At 63.5% G+C, this 20,787-nt stretch carries 13 protein-coding genes; 2 read left to right on the top strand and 11 right to left on the bottom strand.

What is annotated here, in order from left to right:
* Nucleotides 1-399: 399 nt before the first annotated feature.
* The gene (locus tag C2U40_RS09760; protein WP_103828030.1) at nt 400-1,926 is read left to right on the top strand and encodes a YfcC family protein; all 1,527 of its coding nucleotides are present in this window, start codon (nt 400-402) and stop codon (nt 1,924-1,926) included.
* 60 nt (nt 1,927-1,986) lie between these two features.
* On the opposite strand, the gene C2U40_RS09755 is transcribed toward C2U40_RS09760, so the two are convergent.
* Nucleotides 1,987-2,175, bottom strand: coding sequence for a hypothetical protein (locus tag C2U40_RS09755; RefSeq protein WP_017764436.1), 189 nt, complete (start codon nt 2,173-2,175; stop codon nt 1,987-1,989).
* A 504-nt stretch (nt 2,176-2,679) separates the two neighbouring features.
* Between C2U40_RS09755 and C2U40_RS09750 the strand changes: the two genes are divergently transcribed.
* Nucleotides 2,680-3,225, top strand: coding sequence for a glycine zipper 2TM domain-containing protein (locus C2U40_RS09750; RefSeq protein WP_016350791.1), 546 nt, complete (start codon nt 2,680-2,682; stop codon nt 3,223-3,225).
* Between the two features lie 125 nt (nt 3,226-3,350).
* On the opposite strand, the gene C2U40_RS09745 is transcribed toward C2U40_RS09750, so the two are convergent.
* The 10 genes from C2U40_RS09745 to ssnA all read right to left on the bottom strand — a co-directional run bounded on the left by C2U40_RS09745 (nt 3,351) and on the right by ssnA (nt 20,783).
* Nucleotides 3,351-6,569, bottom strand: a complete 3,219-nt coding sequence (locus C2U40_RS09745) for an ExeM/NucH family extracellular endonuclease (RefSeq protein WP_103828029.1) — start codon at nt 6,567-6,569, stop codon at nt 3,351-3,353.
* A gap of 529 nt (nt 6,570-7,098) precedes the next feature.
* Entirely contained in the window at nt 7,099-7,584 is a 486-nt protein-coding gene (xdhC, locus tag C2U40_RS09740; RefSeq protein WP_103828028.1) for a xanthine dehydrogenase iron sulfur-binding subunit XdhC, read from the bottom strand.
* Nucleotides 7,581-8,459 (bottom strand): xanthine dehydrogenase FAD-binding subunit XdhB, encoded by an 879-nt coding sequence (xdhB, locus tag C2U40_RS09735; protein WP_103828027.1) that lies wholly within the window; start codon nt 8,457-8,459, stop codon nt 7,581-7,583. Before xdhB ends, xdhC begins: the two co-directional genes overlap by 4 nt.
* A complete protein-coding gene (xdhA, locus tag C2U40_RS09730; RefSeq protein WP_103828026.1) occupies nt 8,452-10,770 on the bottom strand; it encodes a xanthine dehydrogenase molybdenum-binding subunit XdhA in 2,319 nt (772 codons plus the stop codon). Before xdhA ends, xdhB begins: the two co-directional genes overlap by 8 nt.
* A 318-nt stretch (nt 10,771-11,088) precedes the next feature.
* Nucleotides 11,089-12,465: an NCS2 family permease gene (locus C2U40_RS09725; protein ID WP_101149178.1), complete on the bottom strand. Its 1,377-nt coding sequence runs from the start codon at nt 12,463-12,465 to the stop codon at nt 11,089-11,091.
* Between the two features lie 284 nt (nt 12,466-12,749).
* Nucleotides 12,750-14,066, bottom strand: a complete 1,317-nt coding sequence (guaD, locus tag C2U40_RS09720; protein ID WP_103828025.1) for a guanine deaminase — start codon at nt 14,064-14,066, stop codon at nt 12,750-12,752.
* 24 nt (nt 14,067-14,090) lie between these two features.
* Nucleotides 14,091-15,608 (bottom strand): nucleobase:cation symporter-2 family protein, encoded by a 1,518-nt coding sequence (locus C2U40_RS09715; protein WP_103828024.1) that lies wholly within the window; start codon nt 15,606-15,608, stop codon nt 14,091-14,093.
* 95 nt (nt 15,609-15,703) lie between these two features.
* Nucleotides 15,704-18,601 (bottom strand): molybdopterin-dependent oxidoreductase Mo/Fe-S-binding subunit, encoded by a 2,898-nt coding sequence (locus C2U40_RS09710; RefSeq protein ID WP_199773239.1) that lies wholly within the window; start codon nt 18,599-18,601, stop codon nt 15,704-15,706.
* Nucleotides 18,598-19,374 carry a molybdopterin-dependent oxidoreductase FAD-binding subunit gene (gene ygfM / locus C2U40_RS09705; RefSeq protein ID WP_103828023.1) on the bottom strand — a complete coding sequence of 259 codons (777 nt, stop codon included), beginning with the start codon at nt 19,372-19,374 and terminating at the stop codon, nt 18,598-18,600. The genes C2U40_RS09710 and ygfM overlap by 4 nt, the downstream gene beginning before the upstream one ends.
* A gap of 80 nt (nt 19,375-19,454) precedes the next feature.
* On the bottom strand, nt 19,455-20,783 hold the full coding sequence (gene ssnA / locus C2U40_RS09700; RefSeq protein ID WP_103828022.1) for a putative aminohydrolase SsnA: 1,329 nt from the start codon (nt 20,781-20,783) through the stop codon (nt 19,455-19,457).
* Nucleotides 20,784-20,787 lie beyond the last annotated feature (4 nt).

Raw genomic sequence — 20,787 nt, 5'->3', positions numbered from 1 at the left:
TAAAACCCGGCAAATAATGAATATGCTGATGCTTGCATGCAAGCTGGCCATATCAGGTTGCAGGCTTGCCGATGTCGATATATTTCTAAACATCGTCATCTGGATATTTATGGCATAAGCAAGCGCATCGTTTATTGCCAATAAATTAATGACAAATTTCTCATGAGATATATTTTGTGACGGCTTCCATAAAGCAGGCCCGCAGCGCTGTTCATGCTTCCCCTCGGCGGGTTATGGTTTCTTGGTGAAACAATCTACCGGATGTTCAATATCAGGCCAGATTTCTCGCCATACGATGCGCCACAACCAGTGAGTTTGCGCACTCTCGCTGCATGACGAAGGAACCCTATCGACCCGATATTCCGCCGAGCCCGAACCTGCTTTATCGAGGAGCATTTTATGTGTGCCGAGCCGAATACCCAGACCCGCAGACAATTTCCCACCGCGTTCACCATTTTGTTTTTGATCATGTTGTTGGCCATCGCCCTCACCTGGATAATTCCGGCGGGCGCCTATGCCAAGCTCTCTTATAATGCCGCCAGCCATATGCTGACCATCAATACGCCGCAAGGGGAAACCCGGCGCGTGCCCGCCACTCAGGATGAGCTGACCAGACTCGACATCAATATCGGGGTGGAGCAGTTCGTCAACGGCACCATCCGCAAGCCCATCGCCATCCCCGGTACCTATGAGCGGCTGGCCCAGGCGCCGAAGGGACTCTCCGACGTGGCGGTGAGCATGGTCAAGGGCACCATAGAGGGGGCCGACATCATCGTCTTCATCCTGGTGCTGGGGGGGCTCATTGGCGTCATCAACAAGACCGGTGCCTTCAGTGCCGGGCTGGTGGCGCTGTCGCGCAAGACCCGCGGCAACGAGTTCCTGTTCGTGGCGCTGGTCTGCTTTGTGATGGCGCTGGGGGGCACCACCTGTGGACTGGAGGAGGAGGCGGTCGCCTTCTATCCCATCCTGGTGCCCATCTTTCTGGCGCTCGGCTATGACGCCATCGTCTGCGTGGGGGCCATCTTCCTGGCCGCCTCCATGGGCACCACCTTCTCCACCATCAACCCCTTTTCGGTGGTGATCGCCTCCAACGCCGCCGGCATCCCCTTTACCGAGGGGCTGAGCGTTCGCGCCGTCGGCTGTCTGGTGGGCACCCTGGTGGTGATCGGTTATCTCTACTGGTACTGCAAGAAGATCAAGGCCAACCCCGCTTTCTCCTACACCTATGAGGACAGAGAGAGCTTCCGGGCCCGCTTCCTGAAAGAGGGATCCCTCGATGAAGGGGTCCCCTTCACCCTGCGCCGCAAGATCATCCTGACCCTGTTCATCCTCGCCTTCCCCCTGATGGTGTGGGGCGTCTCCATGGCTGGCTGGTGGTTCCCGCAGATGGCTGCCTCCTTCCTTGCCGTCGCCATCGTCATCATCTTTATCTCCGGTCTCAGGGAGAAAGAGGCGGTCGAGGCCTTCACTCATGGGGCGTCCGAGCTGGTGGCCGTCTCGCTCATCATAGGGCTGGCGCGGGGGGTCAATCTGGTGCTGGATCAGGGGATGATCTCGGACACCATCCTGGCCTATGCCTCCAGTCTGGTGGCCGGCATGCACGGCGCCGTGTTTGCGGTGGCCCAGATGCTGGTGTTTACCCTGCTGGGGCTGGTGGTACCCTCCTCCTCGGGGCTGGCGGTGCTCTCCATGCCCATCATGGCGCCGCTCGCCGATACCGTGATGATCCCGCGCTATATCGTGGTGTCGGCCTACAACTGGGGACAATACGCCATGCTGTTCCTGGCCCCCACCGGGCTGGTGCTGGTCACCCTGCAGATGCTCGGCATCCAGTTCAACCAGTGGGTCAGGTTCGTGCTGCCCATGGTGGGCTTCGTGCTGGGCTTCGGCGCCCTGATGCTGGTGGCGCAGGTGATGCTGATCTAGCGCACATGGCCCCCGCCCCGGCGGGGGTCATGCCTTATCCAGGGCGCAGCTCTGAGAAAACTAGTGGCGCACCCTGTGCTGCTGGCGAAAACAGAAGAGCTTGAGGCTGATATCGGCAAGGTCGGCGGGCAGCTCCTGCGCCGTCTCACAGAGGGGTTGATAGAGGGAGTCCAGCAACCGCTGGGCTTGTTCCCGGGTGATGATGCCGGCCTGCACGGCCGGTTGTATCCATCTTGGCAGCATCGACATATGAACCCCCTTGCTGACCGGATGACCGCAGCCGAACTGGCCTGACTGCGGGTGGCGCCTGCCGGCTCACATTGGTGCGGGCCGCCAGAGACGCGCGATTGATCCTCTCTGCCAACAGAGCAAGCATAATGCTTGCCGTGATCTGTTATCGGCCGCCAGCCATCCTGGCAACAGTGATTTATCAAGCGGTTGGCGCGCCCTGACTGACGCTGGGGAATGAAAAGCCCCTCTGGTTTGCCACTGCGCCAGCCGGCGGTGGCAGAAGCTTGGCGCAAAATGGGAAAATAGGGCCAACTGAATCGCAAAATGCCACTCGCAGATCGCTTTTGCTGCCTTCATCCCGCCCCTTGTCGCCAAAGCCCGACACCTTTTTGACGAGGCATTTTCTGTTGCAGTCAGGGGCTGTCGTGCCCGTACCGGCTTTGCCTTGTGCCTCCTTGCCCTTGTGCCAAGATGACCGCAAGCAAGAGACGCATCCCGTGATGCATTTGAGGAGAAGAGAAAATGAACAAATCCATGTTGGCAGGAGTCGGGATCGGTGTGGCCTCTGCGCTGGCCTTGTCAGCCGCCGCCAGCGGATCCCTGTTTTCATCACAGCCTCAGTTCGCCGAAGTGCTGGCCAGCAAAGCGGTGACCGAGACCATCAAGACCCCCCGTCAGGAGTGTCGCAACGTCACCGTGACCCACCGCAAGCCGGTGCAGGACGAGCACAAGATCCTGGGTACCGTGGTCGGTGCGGCGCTGGGCGGGGTGCTTGGCAACCAGTTTGGTGGCGGCAACGGCAAGAAGGTGGCGACCGCCGCAGGCGCCGTGGCAGGTGGCTATGCCGGCAACCAGGTGCAGGGCAACATGCAGGCCGGTGATACCTACACCACCACTGAGCAGCGCTGCAAGACGGTGCAGGAGAGCAGCACCCGTACTCTGGGTTATGACGTCACCTACCGCCTCGCCGGTCAGGAAGGGGTGATCCGCATGAACAAGGCCCCCGGTGCCACCATCCCGGTCAAGGATGGCAAGCTGGTGATCGACGGCCCCCAGAGCGGCAGCTGATCCCGTCAGCCTGTCCAGCTCAGAGGCCCATCCTGGTGATGGGCCTCGCTGTTTTCGGCGCTCCTGGCCGGTGACCAACAACAGAAAGGGGCCCGCAGGCCCCTTTTCATATTGAGAAGTCATCCTCAGTGGCGACCGAAGGGCCACCAGGACTTGTCGTTGTCCAGAATGTCGACCCGGGTCTCCTGCAGGTTGCCCGGCTGGCCACCTTGCAATGCAGCCAGACTCACCTTGAACTGCTCGGTCGGCTCGACAAACCAGTCATCGATGATCAGCACCTTGACCGACTTGCTGCCCCCCTCGCCCGCGGCCCAGCTCACCGACTGACCGAACCAGGGCAGGAAATCCAGCCCCCAGCGTGCCGTGACTCCGTCAAGGGCCACCCGGGCCCGGGCCGGCTTGCTCAGATCGCCGCTGCGCACCAGCGGGATCTCGACAAACCACTGCCCCTCGTTCACCGTCATGCTGGCGCGCGCCAGCGAGATGGTGGACGGCGCCAGCTTGTCCTTGATGGTCACCAGGGTCTGATGCTGCTCGCCCAGGGTCGCGCCACTCGGGTCAAACAGCTCCAGGGTAAAGGTCTCGTCCCCTTCGTGCAGGGTGTCGCTCTTCACCGGGATGCTGATGGTCTGGCTGTCGCTCTGCCCGGCGGCCCAGTGCAGGGTGCCGGTGAGCGGCGCCACGTCGTTGGCATCGGCGCTGCCGTAAGCAATGCGATAACTCACGCTGGCCTCACCATAGGTGCCGTCGCGGCGCGCCACGCTCAAGGCCAGGGTGTTGCCCTCCTCCACATTGGCAGCGGCGCTCTCGAGGCTCAATACCCCGGCGGGCGGCAGCGGATACTGGATGGCCACCAGCACGGGATCGTGATCCGAGGCGCTGAAGGGCCCTTCGGATTTCGCCAGCTGGCCGCTGTACTTGCTGCCGTACTCGAAGAAGTTGCTCTCGGCGGAGTTGATGTGCCAATCCTCGATGCCGATCACCTTGGCCGCCAGGCTCGGGTTTGCCAGGGCGTGATCCAGGTTGCCGAGCTCCCCTTCATAGCTGTAGGAGTAGGTGTCGGTGCCGTGGAAGCGGGTGTTGAGGTTGACAAGGCCATACCCCTTGCCAAGGGCGCTGCCGCTCTCCTCGAAGGGCTGGCCCGCCAGAGTAGTGAAGGAGGCGCTCATGATCTGGCGCGATTGGGCGGCCGGATCATAGTCGGTCAGTACCCGGATGGGATCCTCCATGCCGTAGGCGTTCATGTCGCCGATCAGCAGCAGATCCCCGGCCAAATCCTTGAGGTGCTCACCCAGCACCTTGGCGGCAGAGACCCGCAGCGCATTGCAGTGGCCCTGGCCATCCAGCGGATCGGCAGTGGCGTAGTCGGGGTAATCCTCGAAGCAGGCGGAGCCCTTGGACTTGAGGTGGTTGACCACCAGAGTCAGCGGCGCATCCCCCTTTGGCGAGCTGAAGCGCTGCACCAGCGACTCGCGCATCCCCTGGTTGATGGTCACCGGCTTGCCGCTGGCATCCACCGCCTCGGCCTGCTGCACCGGCAGCGCGATGAGGCTGGCAGCCCCCTCCGGGGTCACCTTGGCGGGCCGGTAGATGAGTCCCACCGTGATGGCGTCGGTGCCAATCGGCTTGCCATCCGGCGAGGCAATCCAGCGGTAGTGATCCGCCTCATCCGGCTGTGCAGCGTTCAAGGCCGCCACCAGGTTGGCGATGGCGGAGTTGTCGCCATAGCCGTTGTTCTCGATCTCCATCAGCCCCACCACATCGGCATTGAGGCGGGTGATGGCGCTGACGATCTTGGTGCGCTGCAGCTCGAACTCCGCCACCGTCAGGGCGCCCCGGTTGCTGCCGGTGGGGTTGGCATCGCCCCCCACCACAGTGGTGAAGAAGTTGAGCACGTTGAAGCTGGCGACCCGCAGATCCCCCGCCTCGGCGAGCTCGGGGGTTTCCACCCGATCCCAGCCGCTGTGATCTATCTGGCTGGCATCGATGCGGTTGCTGGCCACCAGTCGGAACAGGTTGTAGGAGTAGCCGAGCGCCCCCTCCAGCCCGTTGATCTTGTCGCCGACGCGCAGGTAACCGTCCTCGGCATTGAAGCCGGGGAACCAGGGCAGCACGCCGTCCGGCGCCTTGGCATCGGTCTCCACCACCAGCTGGTTCTGCTGGTTGCGCAGGGCCCAGTTGCTCGCCTCCTGGCTCATGGCGGCAAATTTCTGGGTCGACTTGATGAGCGGCGCGCCATAAGAGAGCACCAGGTTGTTGCGCTTGCCGTCGTAATCGAAGCTGAAGTTGCGAGTCACCACCAGGCTGGAGCCCGGCACCAGCCGTACCTGCATCCCCTCGTGACGCTCCAGCAGCTGGCTCAGGCTCTCGCCCGCCACCGGCAGCAGATCCACCGCAGCCGGGATGGCCCCCTGCGGCCGGGTCACCACCAGCTCGTCGGCGTTGAGCTGGGTCTGGTTGAAATACTCCTTCACCTTGCCAGAGACGCACACTTCGGCCCCCGGCACGATGGCAGCGTTGGCCTTGGTGCTGTAGACGAAGAGGCCATCGGAGGTGGCCGGATCGCCATCCCCTTGCTCATCTTGAATGAAGAAGCCCTTGTAGAGGCCGCTGACCACCTGGGTCACCACGCCGCGGGTGGCGTAGGCCTGTTCGGACTCGAACTTGCCGGCCGGCACCAGCGGGCTGCTGGTGCCGGGGCCCTGAATGGCGGGCACCGGTACCAGGCTGTCCACCGGGCAGACGAAGGCGGGCGGCTGGGTACCATCGCAGGGACCATCGCCGCTGCAACCCAGGCCACTGGCGTCATCTTTCGGGGCCGCCACATATTCCAGCGCCGGATCGAAGGAGGCGGTTGCATCGGTCCGGCCCGTGGTGACGGTGGCCTTGCGACGCAGGGTCATGTCCAGGGTCGAGACGTTGCCCGACACCCAGGCCGTGCCCGGATCCACCCCGACCTGGCCGAAGCTGTCCACTATCTCGCTGCCACGATAGAGCACCAGGGCGTCGTCACCGTTGAACACCAGGTTGCCGCTGGTGCGGTTGGCCTTGGCCAGGATCTCGCTGCTGGCGGAGGGGTTGGCCAGCACCAGGGGGGCGCCAGGGGCGAGGGTGCCTTGCAGCGCCAGGCTGTTGGTGGGTGATTCGCTGATGGGTTTGCCGTTGGCGTAGAGTGCCAACCGGTATTGGGAGAGATCGACGAGGTCGCTGCCGAGGTTGCTCAGCTCCACCGCCTTGTTGTTGCCCGAGCCTTCCAGGTATTCGCTGATGAGCAGCTGTGCCTGTGCCGGTCCCGCCAGCGCCAGCCCGACGGCCAGCGCTACCAGAGAGTGTCTTCCTGACATGCCAGTTTCCTTTTTCTTTTTGATGTTATGTTTTGCGCCCCGCCAAGCGGGCCGCAGCACCTGATTACAACCCTGATTGCGCATCATGGCAGCCTCGGCCGACCATGGCGCCTACTCTGCCCGTTTGCGCGAAGGGTCGCCGCGAGCTGGCTAACAATTACAGAAAAATGTTGCGCCCAGGTGACAAAAAAGGGGGCTTTGTTCAGACCCCTCGCCACTATTTTCCGTTATTTCCCACCCGCCGGTATTTGCTGCCGCGAATAGGCAAAGGCGGCGCACAAGATGGCGACACAAGCTGACATATCGCGTAAAAACAGTCGCTTGCCACCCCACTGGCTGCCGCACGCAGCAGCCTGTTTATTATTTAGGCGAGCAGGCGAACGACACGGGATAGGTGCCCCCCATTGCCCGCCCGAAATAACGGGATGCGCGCTTGAGCGGCGGGGTGAAAATAACCTCCCGGCCTATTTCAGGCGCTGTCACCTCGCTGCCGAAAACGGTTTGAGAGACTAATAGAGGGGCGAGCCCGTCACCCCTTGCAGCACTTTTTCACCGCCCGCACCACGTTCTGATAACCGGTGCAGCGGCACAGATTCCCCGACAGGCCGCGGCGGATCTCCGCCTCGGTCAAGGGGCGGCGATCTGTCTTGTCAAGCAGGGCAGCGCTCGCCATCACCAGACCCGGGGTGCAAAAACCGCACTGCACCGCCCCCTCGTCGATAAAGGCCTGCTGCACGTCGGAGAGCTCATTGCCTTTGCGCTCTCCCTCCACGGTGCGAATGGATTTGCCATCGGCCCACACCGCCAGATAGAGGCAGCTGTCGATGGCCGTACCGTTCACCCGCACGGTACAGGCGCCGCACTCACCGACACTGCACCCCTCTTTTACGCTGATAAGCCCCTGTCCGCGCAGGAAGTGAAGCAGCAACATGGTGGGCGACACCGCGTAGGAGTAAGGCTTGCCGTTGATCTCGCACTGGATCTCCACAGCGGGACAGCTTTGCGGTTGCATCATAGGATCTTGCCTCCGGCACGTTCGACGGCGCAGGTGATCACCCGCTGCGCCAGGGTTTTGATGAGATGCAGGCGAAACTCTTTTTCCGCCCGCCATGAGGAGCGCGGCGCCACGTCGGCCACCACCGCCTCGGCAATGGCGGCCAGCGTCGCCCGGGTCAGGGGTTGCCCCTCGGCCGCTGCTTCGGCGTGCGGGGTGCGCACCGGCGTCGGGGCCGCCACCCCGTAGGCCAGCCGCAGGCACTTGAAGTGACCATCCTCAATCTGGCAGTAGGCGGCGCAGCCGATGGTGGCGATGTCCATGGCACCCCGCATGGCGTATTTGAAGTAGTGGGAGCCCACCTGAGGGTGCGCGTCCGGGGCAAAGTGAAACGCCACCAGGATCTCCGCCGGTTGCAGCGCAACCTTGCCGGGGCCGGTGTGAAAGCCGGCGATGGGGATGCGGCGCGTGCCATCAGGGCCAGCGATTTCCAGCTCGGCCTCCAATGCGACGGTAGGGGCCGCCGAGTCAGCACTGGTGGCGCCATTGCAGATATTGCCGCCATAGGTGGCGACGTTGCGGATCTGCGGGCCGGCGATGGTGGCAGCGGCTTCCGCCAGCATTGGCAGGCGGCGCTGCACCAGCTCGTTTTCGATGAGCTCGGTAAAGGTGGTACCGGAGCCGATGCGGATCGACCCATCAGGCAGCTCACTCACCCCTTTGAGCTCGGGCAAGTCGTGAATATCGACGATATGGCGATAGGCGGCGTTGAGGTGATGAAGCTGGATCATCACATCGGTGCCACCGGCCAAGAGGCGCGCCTCGGGGTCGGCCTGGCGCAGGGCGACCGCCTCGGCCACGCTGTGGGCCTTGTAGTAACGGGCAATATCAAACATGGCGTTGCTCCTCCCCTGCACCCTCGCCAATCAGACCCGCCGCGACAAACTCCCGGAACAGGGTCTTGGGGGTGATGGGCAGCTCGTTGATGGCGACGCCGGTCGCCATGCGAATGGCGTTACGGATCGCCGGGCCCGGCGAGATGATGGGCGGTTCCCCCAGGGATTTGTGGCCATAGACCGACTGGGGCTCGTAGGTCTGCACGAAGTCGCACTCAAGCTCGGGCAAATCCAGCATGGTGGGGAACTTGTAGTCGAGCAGGTTGGGGTTGCGCACCACGCCGGTCTTGGCGTCGATGATCATCTCCTCGAACAGGGACCAGCCGATCCCCATCCCCATGCCGCCATGCACCTGCCCCTCCGCCAGCTGCGGGTTGAGGATCTTGCCCGCATCGTGCAGGTTGAGGATGCGGTTGATGGTCACCTTGCAGAGATCGATATCGACACTGAGATCGACGAAGGTGCAGCCAAAGCTCGGCGGGTTGGTGGTGGTCTTGTGGGAGACCTCGGAGGTGATCTGGCCGCCGATGGTGAGGTGGTAGTAGGCGTTGACCGACACCTCGGCGACGCTGATGAGCACCTTGTCCGGCGCACCCGCCAGCACCACGTAGCCGTCGATCAGGGTCAGCGATCCCACATCCTGATGGCAGAGCTGGGCCGCCAGCGACAAAATGCGGGCCCGCAGCTGCAGCGCCGCCTGATGGATGGCGGGGGCCGCCACATAGCTCTGGCGCGAGGCGAACGAACCCGGATCATAGGCGGTGATGTCGGTATCCTGGGTCGAGATGACCCGGATCTGCTCAAACGGAATGCCCAAGGTCTGGGCCGCCATCTGGGCAAAGACGGTGTCCGATCCCTGTCCTATCTCGGTGGCGCCGATCTGCAGATTGACGGTGCCATCCTGATTGAGCAGCATGCGGGCGCCGGCAATTTCGACCCCCACCGGGTAGGTGTTGGAGCCATAGCTAAAGCACGCCACCCCGATGCCGCGCCGTACCCGGCTCGCCGGATCCTGCGCCAGACATTCGGCCTTGAGCCGCTCCCACTGGAACTGCTCGCCACCCCGGCGCAGGCACTCGGGCAAGCCCGCGCTGTAGATGGTCTTCTGGTTGACCTGATTGACATCCCCCTCGCGGGCCACATTGGCGATGCGCACTTCTAGCGGATCCAGACCCAGCTCGGCGCAGGCGTCATCCAGCATGCATTCGAGGGCAAACACCACCTGGGGCGCGCCGTAACCGCGCATGGCACCGGCGGTGGGCAGATTGCTGTAGAAGGTCTTGGCGTCATAGCCAAAGGCGCTGCGTGGATAGAGATAGCTTATCTTGTTGGCGCCGGCGCTGGCGATGGAGTGGCCATGAGAGGCATAGCCGCCGGTGTTGGAGAGCACGTCGAGCTGATACCCCTTGAGGGTGCCATCCCGGTTGATGCCGAGGGTGCCATCGATGGCAAAGCCGTGGCGGGTGCGAGAGGCAAAGAAGCACTCTTCCCGGCTCAGGGTCACCTTGACCGGCACGCCGCCGAGCTGGTAGCTCAGAAACGCCGCCATCGGCTCTTCCAGCACATCCTGCTTGTTGCCAAAACCGCCGCCCATGTAGGGCTTGATCACCCGCACGCTGGACCAGGGCAGGCCGAGGGACTTGGCCACCCGGCTGCGCACAATCTGGGGGATCTGGGTGCTGGTGACGACGATGATGTGGTCCGGCTGATCCATGTAGGCGTAGCAGGTCACCGTCTCCAGATGGCAGTGCTGCACCACCGGCGTCTGGTAGTGCCCCTTGAACTGCAAGTCGGCGGCGGCAATGGCCTGCTCCGGCTCACCCGCCCGGATCTGGCTCTGCCGCAGCAGGTTGCCGGTCGGGTGGATGGGACAGGCCCCCTCGGCCAGGGCGCTGGCCGCATCCGTCATCACCGGCAGCGGCTCGTAGGTCACCTTGACCAGGGCGGCAGCCTTCTCGGCGACCAGGGGATCGCGGGCCACGACTATGGCGACGCCATCGCCGAAGTGGCGCACATGGTCGGTGAGCAGACGGCGGTCTTTCACATCCCGCTTGGCCTCATCGAGGGACCAGGCGTGGCCGGCGGTGCGAAAACAGGTGGTGGGCACATCCTCGTGGGTGAACACGGCTTCGACCCCGTGCAGCGCCAGCGCCTCGCTGGCATCGATGGTGAGCACCTTGCCGTGGGCGATATGGCTTCGCACGTATTTGGCGTGGCGCATGCCGAGCATGATGTTGTCGTCGGTGTAGCGGGCGCTGCCGGTCACCTTGGCCTCAGCATCCACCCGCTTGAGCGGTAATCCTATGGACATATGCAAGTCCTTTGTCAGGCAGAAAAATCAGAACCGGTATAAAAAACAGCAAGATATGCGCCCGTTTCCGGCACGTCGGGCCAACCGGGGGGCAAAGGCGGCGAGCAAAGGGAAGAAGTGTGAAGAAGATCCCATCCGGCTCTCCGCCATGGCCGTGACCAGCCCCGCAGCAGCAGCCCATGGAGGACTCGGCGGCGCCAGTGCCGGGCGGCGTTATCAATCTGGTAAGCCCCGTTATCAAAATGGTACGAGTTCGGTTTGAAGGGCGGGGCCGGCCAAGAGAGGCTGGCCCCGCGATAGAGAAGGACGCGATGCGGACTAGATGGCCCAGCCGCCAGCGTAGAAGAGCACCAGCGCCAGGGCGATGATGACGGTGCCGATGTTGAGCTTGCGCCACTCCTTCGAGCAGATGCGACCGATCACCAGGGCGCTGAAGCCCAGCATGATACCGGTGACGATGTTGCAGGTGAGCACGATAAAGACCGCGCACAGCAGGCCGGACATGGCCCCGACAAAGTCATCAAAGTCGAGCCGGGCGACGTTGCTCAGCATCAAGAGCCCCACGTACATCAGCGCCGGTGCGGTGGCATAGGCCGGCACCAGGTAGGAGAGCGGCGAGAGGAACAGCATCAACAAAAACAAGACCCCTACCACGGTGGCGGTAAGGCCGGTCTTGCCGCCTGCCGCCGTGCCCGCCGCCGATTCGATGTAGACGGCGGCCGGCGCGGCCCCCACCAGACCGGAGAAGATGCTGCTGATGGAGTCGGCGCTGAGCGCCTTGCCGCTGTTGATGATGTGGCCATCCTTGTCCAGCAGATTGGCCTGCCCCGCCACCGCGCGAATGGTGCCGGTGGCATCAAACACCGCCGTCATCACCAGCGCCAGCACGCTTGGCAGCACCAGCGGTGAGAGCGCCCCCATGATATCCAGGCTGAAGATGAGGGACTTGCCCTGCTCGTCGGCGAGGCTCGGCATGGCGAACAGTCCCTGGTACTTGACCGCCGGATCGAAGATGAGGCCGAAAATGGAAATGGCGATGATCACCAGCAGGATCCCGCCCGGCACCTTGAGCTTCTCCAGCCCGACGATGACCGCCAGCCCGATGAGGGACATGATGACCGGCATGGAGGTAAAAGCCCCCAGCGCCACCGGCAGCCCCTCCAGCGGGTTCTTGATCACCAGCCCCACCCCGTTGGCGGCGATCAGCAGCAGGAAGAGCCCGATGCCGATACCGGTGCCGTGGGCGATCCCCATCGGCAGGTTGTCGAGGATCCAGCTGCGCACCCCGGTCACCGAGATGGCGGTAAACAGCACCCCCATCAGAAAGACGGCGCCGAGCGCCACCGGGATGGAGATCTGCTGCCCCAGCACCAGGCTGAAGGCGGTAAAGGCGGTGAGCGAGATGGCGCAGCCGATGGCCATCGGCAGCTTGGCCCAGAGCCCCATCAGCAGCGAACCAAAGCCCGCCACCAGACAGGTGGCCACGAACACGGCGCCGGGGGGAAAGCCCGCCTTGCCGAGCATGCTGGGCACCACGATCACCGAATAGACCATGGCGAGAAAGGTGGTGAGCCCCGCCAGCACCTCCTGGCGCACATTGCTGCCCCGCTCGCTGATCATGAAGTAGCGATCGAGCGCGCCGCCGGCGGGCTGTCGTCCCGCCGCCGCCCCCTTGTCCGCAACTGCCCCGTCCATCTCGTTTATCCTGTTTGTCTGGCTCATGGCCGACTCCTTCCTGCATCCCTGAATGTGTCGTGACGAAATGGCGGTCGGTGCCGTGGATCTCTGCTGCCACGGTCGCCGGCATCATGGGGTTGGCAGGCAAGGCAAACGTTTGACTTGCCATCTAAAAAACCGGGCCATTTCACCTGCTGTGGCGGGGCAAGCGCCCCGCCTGTCGTGCGGCGCAGGCACCATGCTGGCCCCTGCTGCCGTGTTCCCGGGGCGAGCATGCCCGCCCCTCTCCTGTGAAAAGCGGATCAACCCCGCTCGTGCACCAGCTGACCATCCACATAGGTGCGGTAGATGGATCTGTCATCCCCCAGGGTCAGCAGCACGAACAGCTTGTCGCGCAAGGTGGTGGAGTTGTCGTAGCGCAGCTGTTGCAGCGGGGTGGCGACCGGGTCGAGCACCACGAAGTCCGCCTCCTTGCCTACCGCGAAGCTGCCGATCTGCTCGTCCAGCCCCAGCGCATGGGCGCCGCCCAGGGTCGCCAGATAGAAGGCCTGATAGGCCGAGAGGCGCTCGCCCTGCAACTGCATCACCTTGTAGGCCTCGTTGAGGGTCTGCAGCATGTTGAAGGTGGTACCGGCGCCGATGTCGGTGCCCATCCCCACCTTCACCTGCTTGTGCCACGCCTTGTGCAGTTTGAAGAGCCCGCTGCCGAGATACAGATTTGAGGTGGGACAAAACGCGATGGTGGAGCCGGTCTCTTTCAGGCAATCCCACTCCTGCTCTTCCAGATGGACGCAGTGGGCAAACACGCAGTTGTGGCCGGTCAGCCCGTGCTGGTGATAGACGTCGAGATAGCCCTGATGCTCTGGGAAGAGGGATTTGACCCAGGCTATCTCGTCCTTGTTCTCGCACAGGTGGGTGTGCAGATAGGTGGTCGGGTACTCTTCGCGCAGCCGCCTCGCCATCGCCAGCTGCGCCGGGGTCGAGGTGGGGGCAAAGCGCGGCGTGATGGCGTAGAGCAAGCGACCGTTGCCGTGCCAGCGCTCGATGAGCGCCTTGCTCTGTTCATAACTGCTCTCGGCGGTATCGAGCAGATAGTCGGGGGCGTTGCGATCCATCATCACCTTGCCGGCGATCATCCGCATGTTAATGCGGCTGGCCGCCTCGAACAGGGCATCCACCGACTCGGGGTGGACAGTGCCGAACACCAGCGCCGTGGTGGTGCCGTTTCGCAGCAGCTGCTTGATGAAGAAGGTGGACATCTCGCGGGCGTACTCGAGATCGTTGTAGCGCCGCTCGGCCGGGAAGGTGTGGCGGTTGAGCCACTCCAGCAGCTGCTCACCATAGGCCCCCACCATCTCGCTTTGCGGGTAGTGGATGTGGGTGTCGACAAAGCCCGGCACTATCATCTTGCCGCGATAGTCGCGCACCCGCACCTGGGCCGGAATGCGATCCTTGCCTTCCTCCCACTGGCCGAACCAGTCGATGCAGCCGTTGCGGATGATCAGCAGGCCGTCTTCGATGAGGCGGGCATTGGGCTCTATCTCCTCGGGCTGGCTCACCACCCGGGTGATGTCAAAGAAGCTGCCGCGCACCGCCTTGACGGAGTTGTCGTTTTTCATCTCTCAATTCCCTCTTGTTGTTCGTTAGCCGCGATCCACTTGCGGGGCGCGCACCTGGGCCTCGTCCGTCGCCAGCCCCTGTTGGCGGGCAGTGGCCGACGGAATGGGCCGGGTGGCAAAACGGGTGTCGGGCTTGTCGCTCAGCTGGATCAGCTCCACCGCCTCGGCGGCATTGGCGGCCGCCTTGCGTCTACGGCTCTGGGGCAGCACCAGGTTCATGATGATGGCGGTGATGCCGCCGGCGCAGATGGGGTTCTCCACCAGCATGTAGATCCCCGCCGGCAGCACCTTGAAGACGTTCGGGTCGTAGGAGACCCCGAGCCCCAGCCCGAGCGAGGTGGCGACAATCAGGGTCTCGCGCCGATCGAAGCCGTGACTGATGATGATGCGACCACCGGCGATGGCGATCATGGAGAACATGATGACCATGGCCCCCCCCATCACCGGCGACGGTATGGTGGTGAAGAAGCGCCCCACCACCGGGAAGAGGCCGAGCAGCACCAGGATGACGGCGATGAACTTGCCCACGTGGCGCGAGGCCACTCCGGTCATCTGGATGACGCCGTTGTTCTGGGCGAAGGTGGTGAGCGGCAGGGAGCCGAGGGCCGAGGCGATCACCGACACCAAGCCGTCCGCCAGCACGCCGCCGGAGAGCCGTTTTTGAAACTCGGGACCCTGGATCTGCCGGTGGGAGACCATGGCGGTGGCGGTGATGTCCCCCACCGCCTCCAGCACGCTCAACAGATAGATGGTGCCGGCCAGCACGAAGGCGTGCAGATCGAAGGAAAAACCGTACTTGAACGGGATGGGCACAGTGATGAGCGGCAGGTTCTCAAGGGCGGAGAAATCCACCATGCCGAGCATCAGGGCCACCGCATAGCCCACCAGCAGGCCGATGGCGATGCCGCTCATGCGAAGCAAGGGGCTCTTGCTGCAGTTGAAGGCGACGATAACGCAGAGCACCAGCAGCCCCAGGCCGATGTTCTCGTATTTGCCGAAGGTGCCGCTGCTCATGGCGGAGAAGCCGCCGCCAAAGTCGATGATCCCCACCTTGATGAGGCTCAGGCCAATCATCAGCACCACCACCCCGCTCACGGTCGGGGTGATCACCCGCTTGAGATAGGGCAGCACGAAGGAAGAGCCCATCACCAGGAAGGCGCCGACGAAGGAGACCCCGAGCAGGGTCGAGACGATCAGCTCCTCGTGCAGGCCATCTTTTTTCATGGCGCTGCCAAGCGCGATCATCACGGTGACGAAGGAGAAGTTGACCGACTGGATGGAGAGCAGCCCCGAGCCGATGGGGCCGTAGCGGTTCACCTGCAGCCAGGTGCCGATGCCGGAAGCGATCATCGCCATGGAGACCAGGTAGGCGGTGGTCTCGGTGGAGAGGCCAAGGGCCCCGCCCACGATGAGGGCCGGCGTCACCATGGGCACGAAGATGGCCAGCAGGTGGGTCACGGCCCCCATCAGGGTTTGGTAAAAGGGAGGTTTGTCTTCGAGCGCGTAAATCAGGTCCGAGTGCTTGCGTGTTGTTTTAGACATCTTGATTGTCCCATCACACAGAATATGGGCGGAGTACTCATTCCGCTGTCAGGCGCTGGGGGCGAGCCTGCGCCCGCCCCTCACCTTTTCTTTTGTTATGACGACGCTTGTTGCTCCAGCTTGCACAGTTCGCGCAGGATCTGCTCCGGCGTGAAGTGCCACTTGCGCAGCCAGACACCGCAGGCGTCGTGGATGGCGGTGGCGATGGCAGGTGCGGCGCCGTTGACCCCGATCTCCGAGATGGACTTGGCGCCGTAAGGGCCGACCTTGTCGTCACTCGGCACCAGGAAGGCCCGAAAATCGCGCGGAATGTCGCCAATCTTGGGCGCGCCATAGCTCTTCAGATCCCGGGTCAGCGGAATACCCATGCCGTCGTAGCAGATCTCCTCGGTCATGGTGTGGCCGATGGCCCGCATGGTCGCCCCGTAGATCTGGCCGAGCGCCAGCTCCGGGTTGATGGGGGTGCCGCAGTCGAGCAGGGCGTAGAACTTGTCGAGCCGGATCTCGCCGGTTCTGACGTTGACCGCCACCTCGGCGAAGTTGGCGCCGTACGGGAAGGCAAGCTCAGAGGTGATGTAGCTGGCAGTGCCCACCAGAATGCCGAAGCCGGTACCGGTCTCGGCCTTGTGGGCCAGCTTGGCGAGGCTCACCTCCCCCAGCTGGCCGCGCACCAGGCCCGGAAACGCCAGCTCAACATCGGCTACCGGCTCGCCCAGCATGGCGGCGCCATGGAACAGGATCTTCTCCTTGAGGTTCTCGGCCGCCTTCTTGGCCGCGTTGCCGGAGAAGCAGGTGCCTGACGAGGCGTAGGCCCCCTTGTCGAACAGGGCGTGGTCGGTGTCACCGGAGATGACATGCACATCCCCGAGCGGGCAGTGCAGCACTTCGGCGGTCAGCTTGGCCACCACGGTATCGAGGCCGGTGCCGATATCGGCGCCACCGGAGTGGACGATAAAGGTGCCGTCCGATTCCAGCTTGACCATGCAGTTGGCCTGATCGATGTCCGGGATCCCCGATTTTTGCATGATGATGGCGACGCCACGACCGATGCGCCAATCCCCGTCGACGGCTTTGGGGCTATCCCAGGCGATCAGCTCGCGACCCTGTTTGAGGATGGGTTCGAGGGCGCAGCTGGCCGCGTGGGGCACCGAGGTGGGCATCTTGCCCTCGCCGATGGCCCCCAGCACCTTGAGGATGTCCCCCTCGTGCACCCGGTTGTGCTCCACCATGTCGAGCTGATCGATGCCCAGTTTCTCGGCAAGTTCCGCAATCGCCATGGTCAGCGCGAAGTTGCCCTTGGGCGCGCCATAACCCTGATAGGCGCCGGTCGGGCAGATGTTGCTGTAGTAGGTGTTGACGGTAAAGCGCACGTTCTCGCACGGATAGAGCGGCAGGGAGAGCGCCGGGCCGTTGCTCGGCACCGTCAATGAGTGGTTGCCGTAAGGGCCGGTGTTAGCGCGAAAATCCATGTCGATGGCGGTGATGGTGCCATCTTTCTTGGCCCCCACTTTCACCTTCACCTTGGCCACATGGCGCGAGGTGTTGCTGATGAACTCCTCTTCACGGGTGTAGCGGAAGGTAACCGGGCGGCCGGTCACCCTGGTCGCCCAGGCGCACACCTCTTCCAGCAGAATATCCTGCTTGGAGCCAAAGCCGCCCCCTACCCGCTCCTTGATCACGTGCACCTGATGCTGCTTCATGCCGACGATGCGCGCCACCTGACGGCGCACGTGCCAGGGCACCTGAGTGGATGCGTGGATCACCAGACGCTCCCCATCCATGTAGGTAAAGCAGATGTGCGGCTCGGTCGGGCACTGCTGGGCCTGGGTCGACTCGTAGGTGCGCTCGACAATCTCGTCCGCCTCGGCAAAGCCCTTGGCCACATCGCCGATCTGGCCATGGACGCTGGCGGCCAGGTTCTCGTGCGGGCGGGAACCGATGGGGAAGTTGATGAGCATGTGCTCGTCGCCGCGGCGCACCGAGCAGGCGTTCTGCTGCTCCAGATCCGCCGGCGCCCCGGCCATATAGACGATGGGCTCGTCGTGCACCAGCGGCGCATTGGGGGCCATCGCCTGGTCTATGTTCATGACTGCCGGCAGCACCTGATACTCGACCTCGATGAGTTTGAGCGCAGCCAATGCGATGGCTTCGCTCTCGGCCACCACGGCGGCAACACGATCACCGACGTGACGCAGCTTGCGGCCAAACATGCGGCGATCGAGCGGTGATGGCTCGGGGGCGCTCTGGCCACCCGGGGTGTAGTAGACATCCGGGCAGTTGAGGTGAGTGATGACGTGCACCACCCCCGCCATGGCTTCGGCGCGGCTCACGTCGAGTTTGGTGATCACCGCATGGGGATGAGGGCTTCGCAGCATCTTGATGACCAGCGCATCCTCGGTAACCCTGTCCTCCACGTAGCAGGGCTTGGCCTGCACCATCTTGGCGGCGTCCACTTTCGGGCAGCTCTTGCCGATGTGGCGCAGGTCGCTCCGAAACTCGGGGGCAATCTGGCACAGGTAATCGGGATCCTTGAGGCGCGAGCTGGCAAGCTCGATGGCCTGATAGAACTGCTGGTAACCGCCATCGCGGTGAAACAGGCCCGAGAGGGCGTCGTCGATTTGATCACGGCTTGGGTTGGGATGGCGATCAAGCAGGTCGGTGACGATGAGCGCCGCGGCCGGATCGTTGTAGCCGGACTGCACCACGCCCACGTCCACCATGGCCTGCTGTACCAGGCTGAGCTGGTTCCAGCTGCCCAGCGACTCGGCGGTGCGCACCTGCGCCCCCTCCAGCTGGGCGGCAATCAGCAGGGAGGCGTTGATCACCTTGCCGTTGAAGAGGATGGCGTCGGAGCCGGCAAAGCCGAAGCCGTCGTCGCTGTTGCGCACCGAGTGCATCCGGCACTGGTTGAACAGCACCCGCTGGGCATTCTCGCCAGCCGGGGCGATGACGGTGCGCAGAGCACCGTTCAGGGTAAAGTTGAGTTCCATCATGCCTGTACCTCCTGCTGCTGGCACTCCACCAGCAGATCCGCCACCACCACGCCGCTGATATAGCGCTTGTAGGCCACGCTGCCACCGAGATCCGCGCGCGGCGCAATCAGCGTGCTCACCGCCGCTTCCAGCGCCGCATCCCGCAGCTCATGACGCTCCACGTCTTGCAGACGCATCGGTTGTGGCGTGACGCCCGCCAGGGCGACCCGCATCTCGCCAAGGGCATCGAGGGCCACCGCGGCGGTCATCACCGCCAGGCCGTCGGCGTTGCGGCTGATGCGGCGAGTGGCGCAGCGCAGCTCGGGCTCCGGCAGCACCACCCCCAGCACCAGCTCCTTGCGCTGGCCGGCCAGATAGCTCTCGATGGGTTGCAACTGGTTGTTCTCCAGCACCACCACGGCTTCGAGCACCAGCAGTACCGGCAGCAGCGGGGAGTCCTGCTGCTGGCAGGCAATTTCGCCGCCAATGGTGGCCTGATTGCGTAGATGGCGGGAGTAGACGAACCCCAGCGCCTCGCACAGAGAGGCCGGGGTGCGGGGGTCGTCTTTCAGGGCTTGCAGGGTAACGGTGGCGCCGATGTGGAGCTGACCGTGCTGCTGCTCAATCTGGCCAAGCCCGAGCTTGTCCAGCGAGATGGCGACCTTCTTGTCGGTGCGGGTCGGCGCGGCGTTGAGCTTACTGCCGCCCCCCATGTAGACGGCGTCGTTGCCAAAGCGGGCCTTGAGTTCCAAAGCCTGACCCAGTTGCTCGGGTCGGAAGAATTGCTCAATCATGTGTCGTCCTTACTCTTGCTGCCCGCCGCCGGGAAAATCCACAGGGCGGGCAATCCAGTCCAAACGTGCGGAGAGTGGCCTTAGGCCAGCTGATCTATCCGTTGCCACAGGCGGCTCGCCACCTTGCTGGCCTGCTGATAAATGGGCTCGACGTCAAAGGCGAACTCGCGATCCTGATAGACCATGCGCCCCTCCACCATCACGCTGTTGACCGAGGATGAGCCCATGCCGAAGGCGAGATGGCCACCAAGGTTGCGCGGGGCCAACGGGGTCGGGGCGGCGTAGTCGCAAATGGTGAGGTCGGCCTTGTAGCCTGCCTCCAGTCGGCCAAATTTGGCGCCGAAGTTGCGTTCAAGCAGGCGGTTGCCGTTCCAGAGGAAGCGGGCAAAGCTGTCTGGCCACAGGGCCCCGCCGGCATCCTTGTGCTTGAAGTAGGCGAACTTGAGCTCTTCGAACATGTCGGAGCCGATGCCGTCGGTGCCGAGCGCCAGATTGCGGTACTCCGGCAGGTGCATGTTGTAGCCCACGTGGTTGTTCATGTTGGAGCGGGCGTTGTGCACCAGGAAGGCATCGCGGCTGTTGAGCAGCTCGATGTCAGCCGGGCTTAAGTAAATGCCGTGGGCGATCAGGGTCTTGCTGTCGACAAGGCCAAACTCGTCCAGCCGGGCGATGGGCTCCTTGCCATAGTGGTGGTGGCCGTGGGCCATGTCGTATCTGTCTTCCGCCACATGGATATGCAGCCCGCGGCCGGTCACCTGCACCGCTTCGCGCAGCATGGCCAGCCCCTCGTCCGGCACGGTGAAGGGAGCGTGGGCGCCGATATGAGCCTCCACCAGATAGGGTTCGCTCCCCTTGGCCTTGGCGGCATCAATGGCCTGCGCAAACAGGATGTTCTCCTCCACCCCGGCCTGCAGCTCGGCGAGGCCGCCGTTGCGATCCGTGGTCTCGAAGCAGGTCATGCCGCGCAGACCCGCCTCCATAAACCCTTTGCGCAGCACATTCAGGGAGCCCTTGATGAAGTTGGGCGAAGCGTGGTGGTCGATCACCGCACTGCAGCCGCTCTTGATCGCCTCCAGCGAGCAGATGAGGCCGCTGTAGTAGAGGGACTCTTCATCGAGCGCCCGATCGAGCCGCCACCAGAGGTTTTTCAGGGTGGAGATAAAGTCCGGACAGGGGGCGATATTGGCCATGATCCCCCGCGACAGGCCGGAGTAAAAGTGGTTGTGGGCACAGACGATGCCCGGCATCACCAGCTTGCCGCCCATCTCCCGATAGTTGGCCTCTGGGTAGAGGGCCCGCAGATTGGGCCCCACCGCTTTGATAAGCGATCCTTCGATGGCGATATCCACCCCTTCCAGCACCAGGGTCGGCTCCAGCTGGACGGCGGTGACGTTCTTCAGAATAAACATGGTC

Source organism: Aeromonas sp. ASNIH4 (assembly GCF_002934425.1).
GTDB classification, from domain to species: Bacteria; Pseudomonadota; Gammaproteobacteria; order Enterobacterales; family Aeromonadaceae; genus Aeromonas; species Aeromonas hydrophila.
The sequence above is the reverse complement of the archived record's forward strand: the minus strand, read 5'-3'. Positions and strand labels throughout refer to the sequence as shown.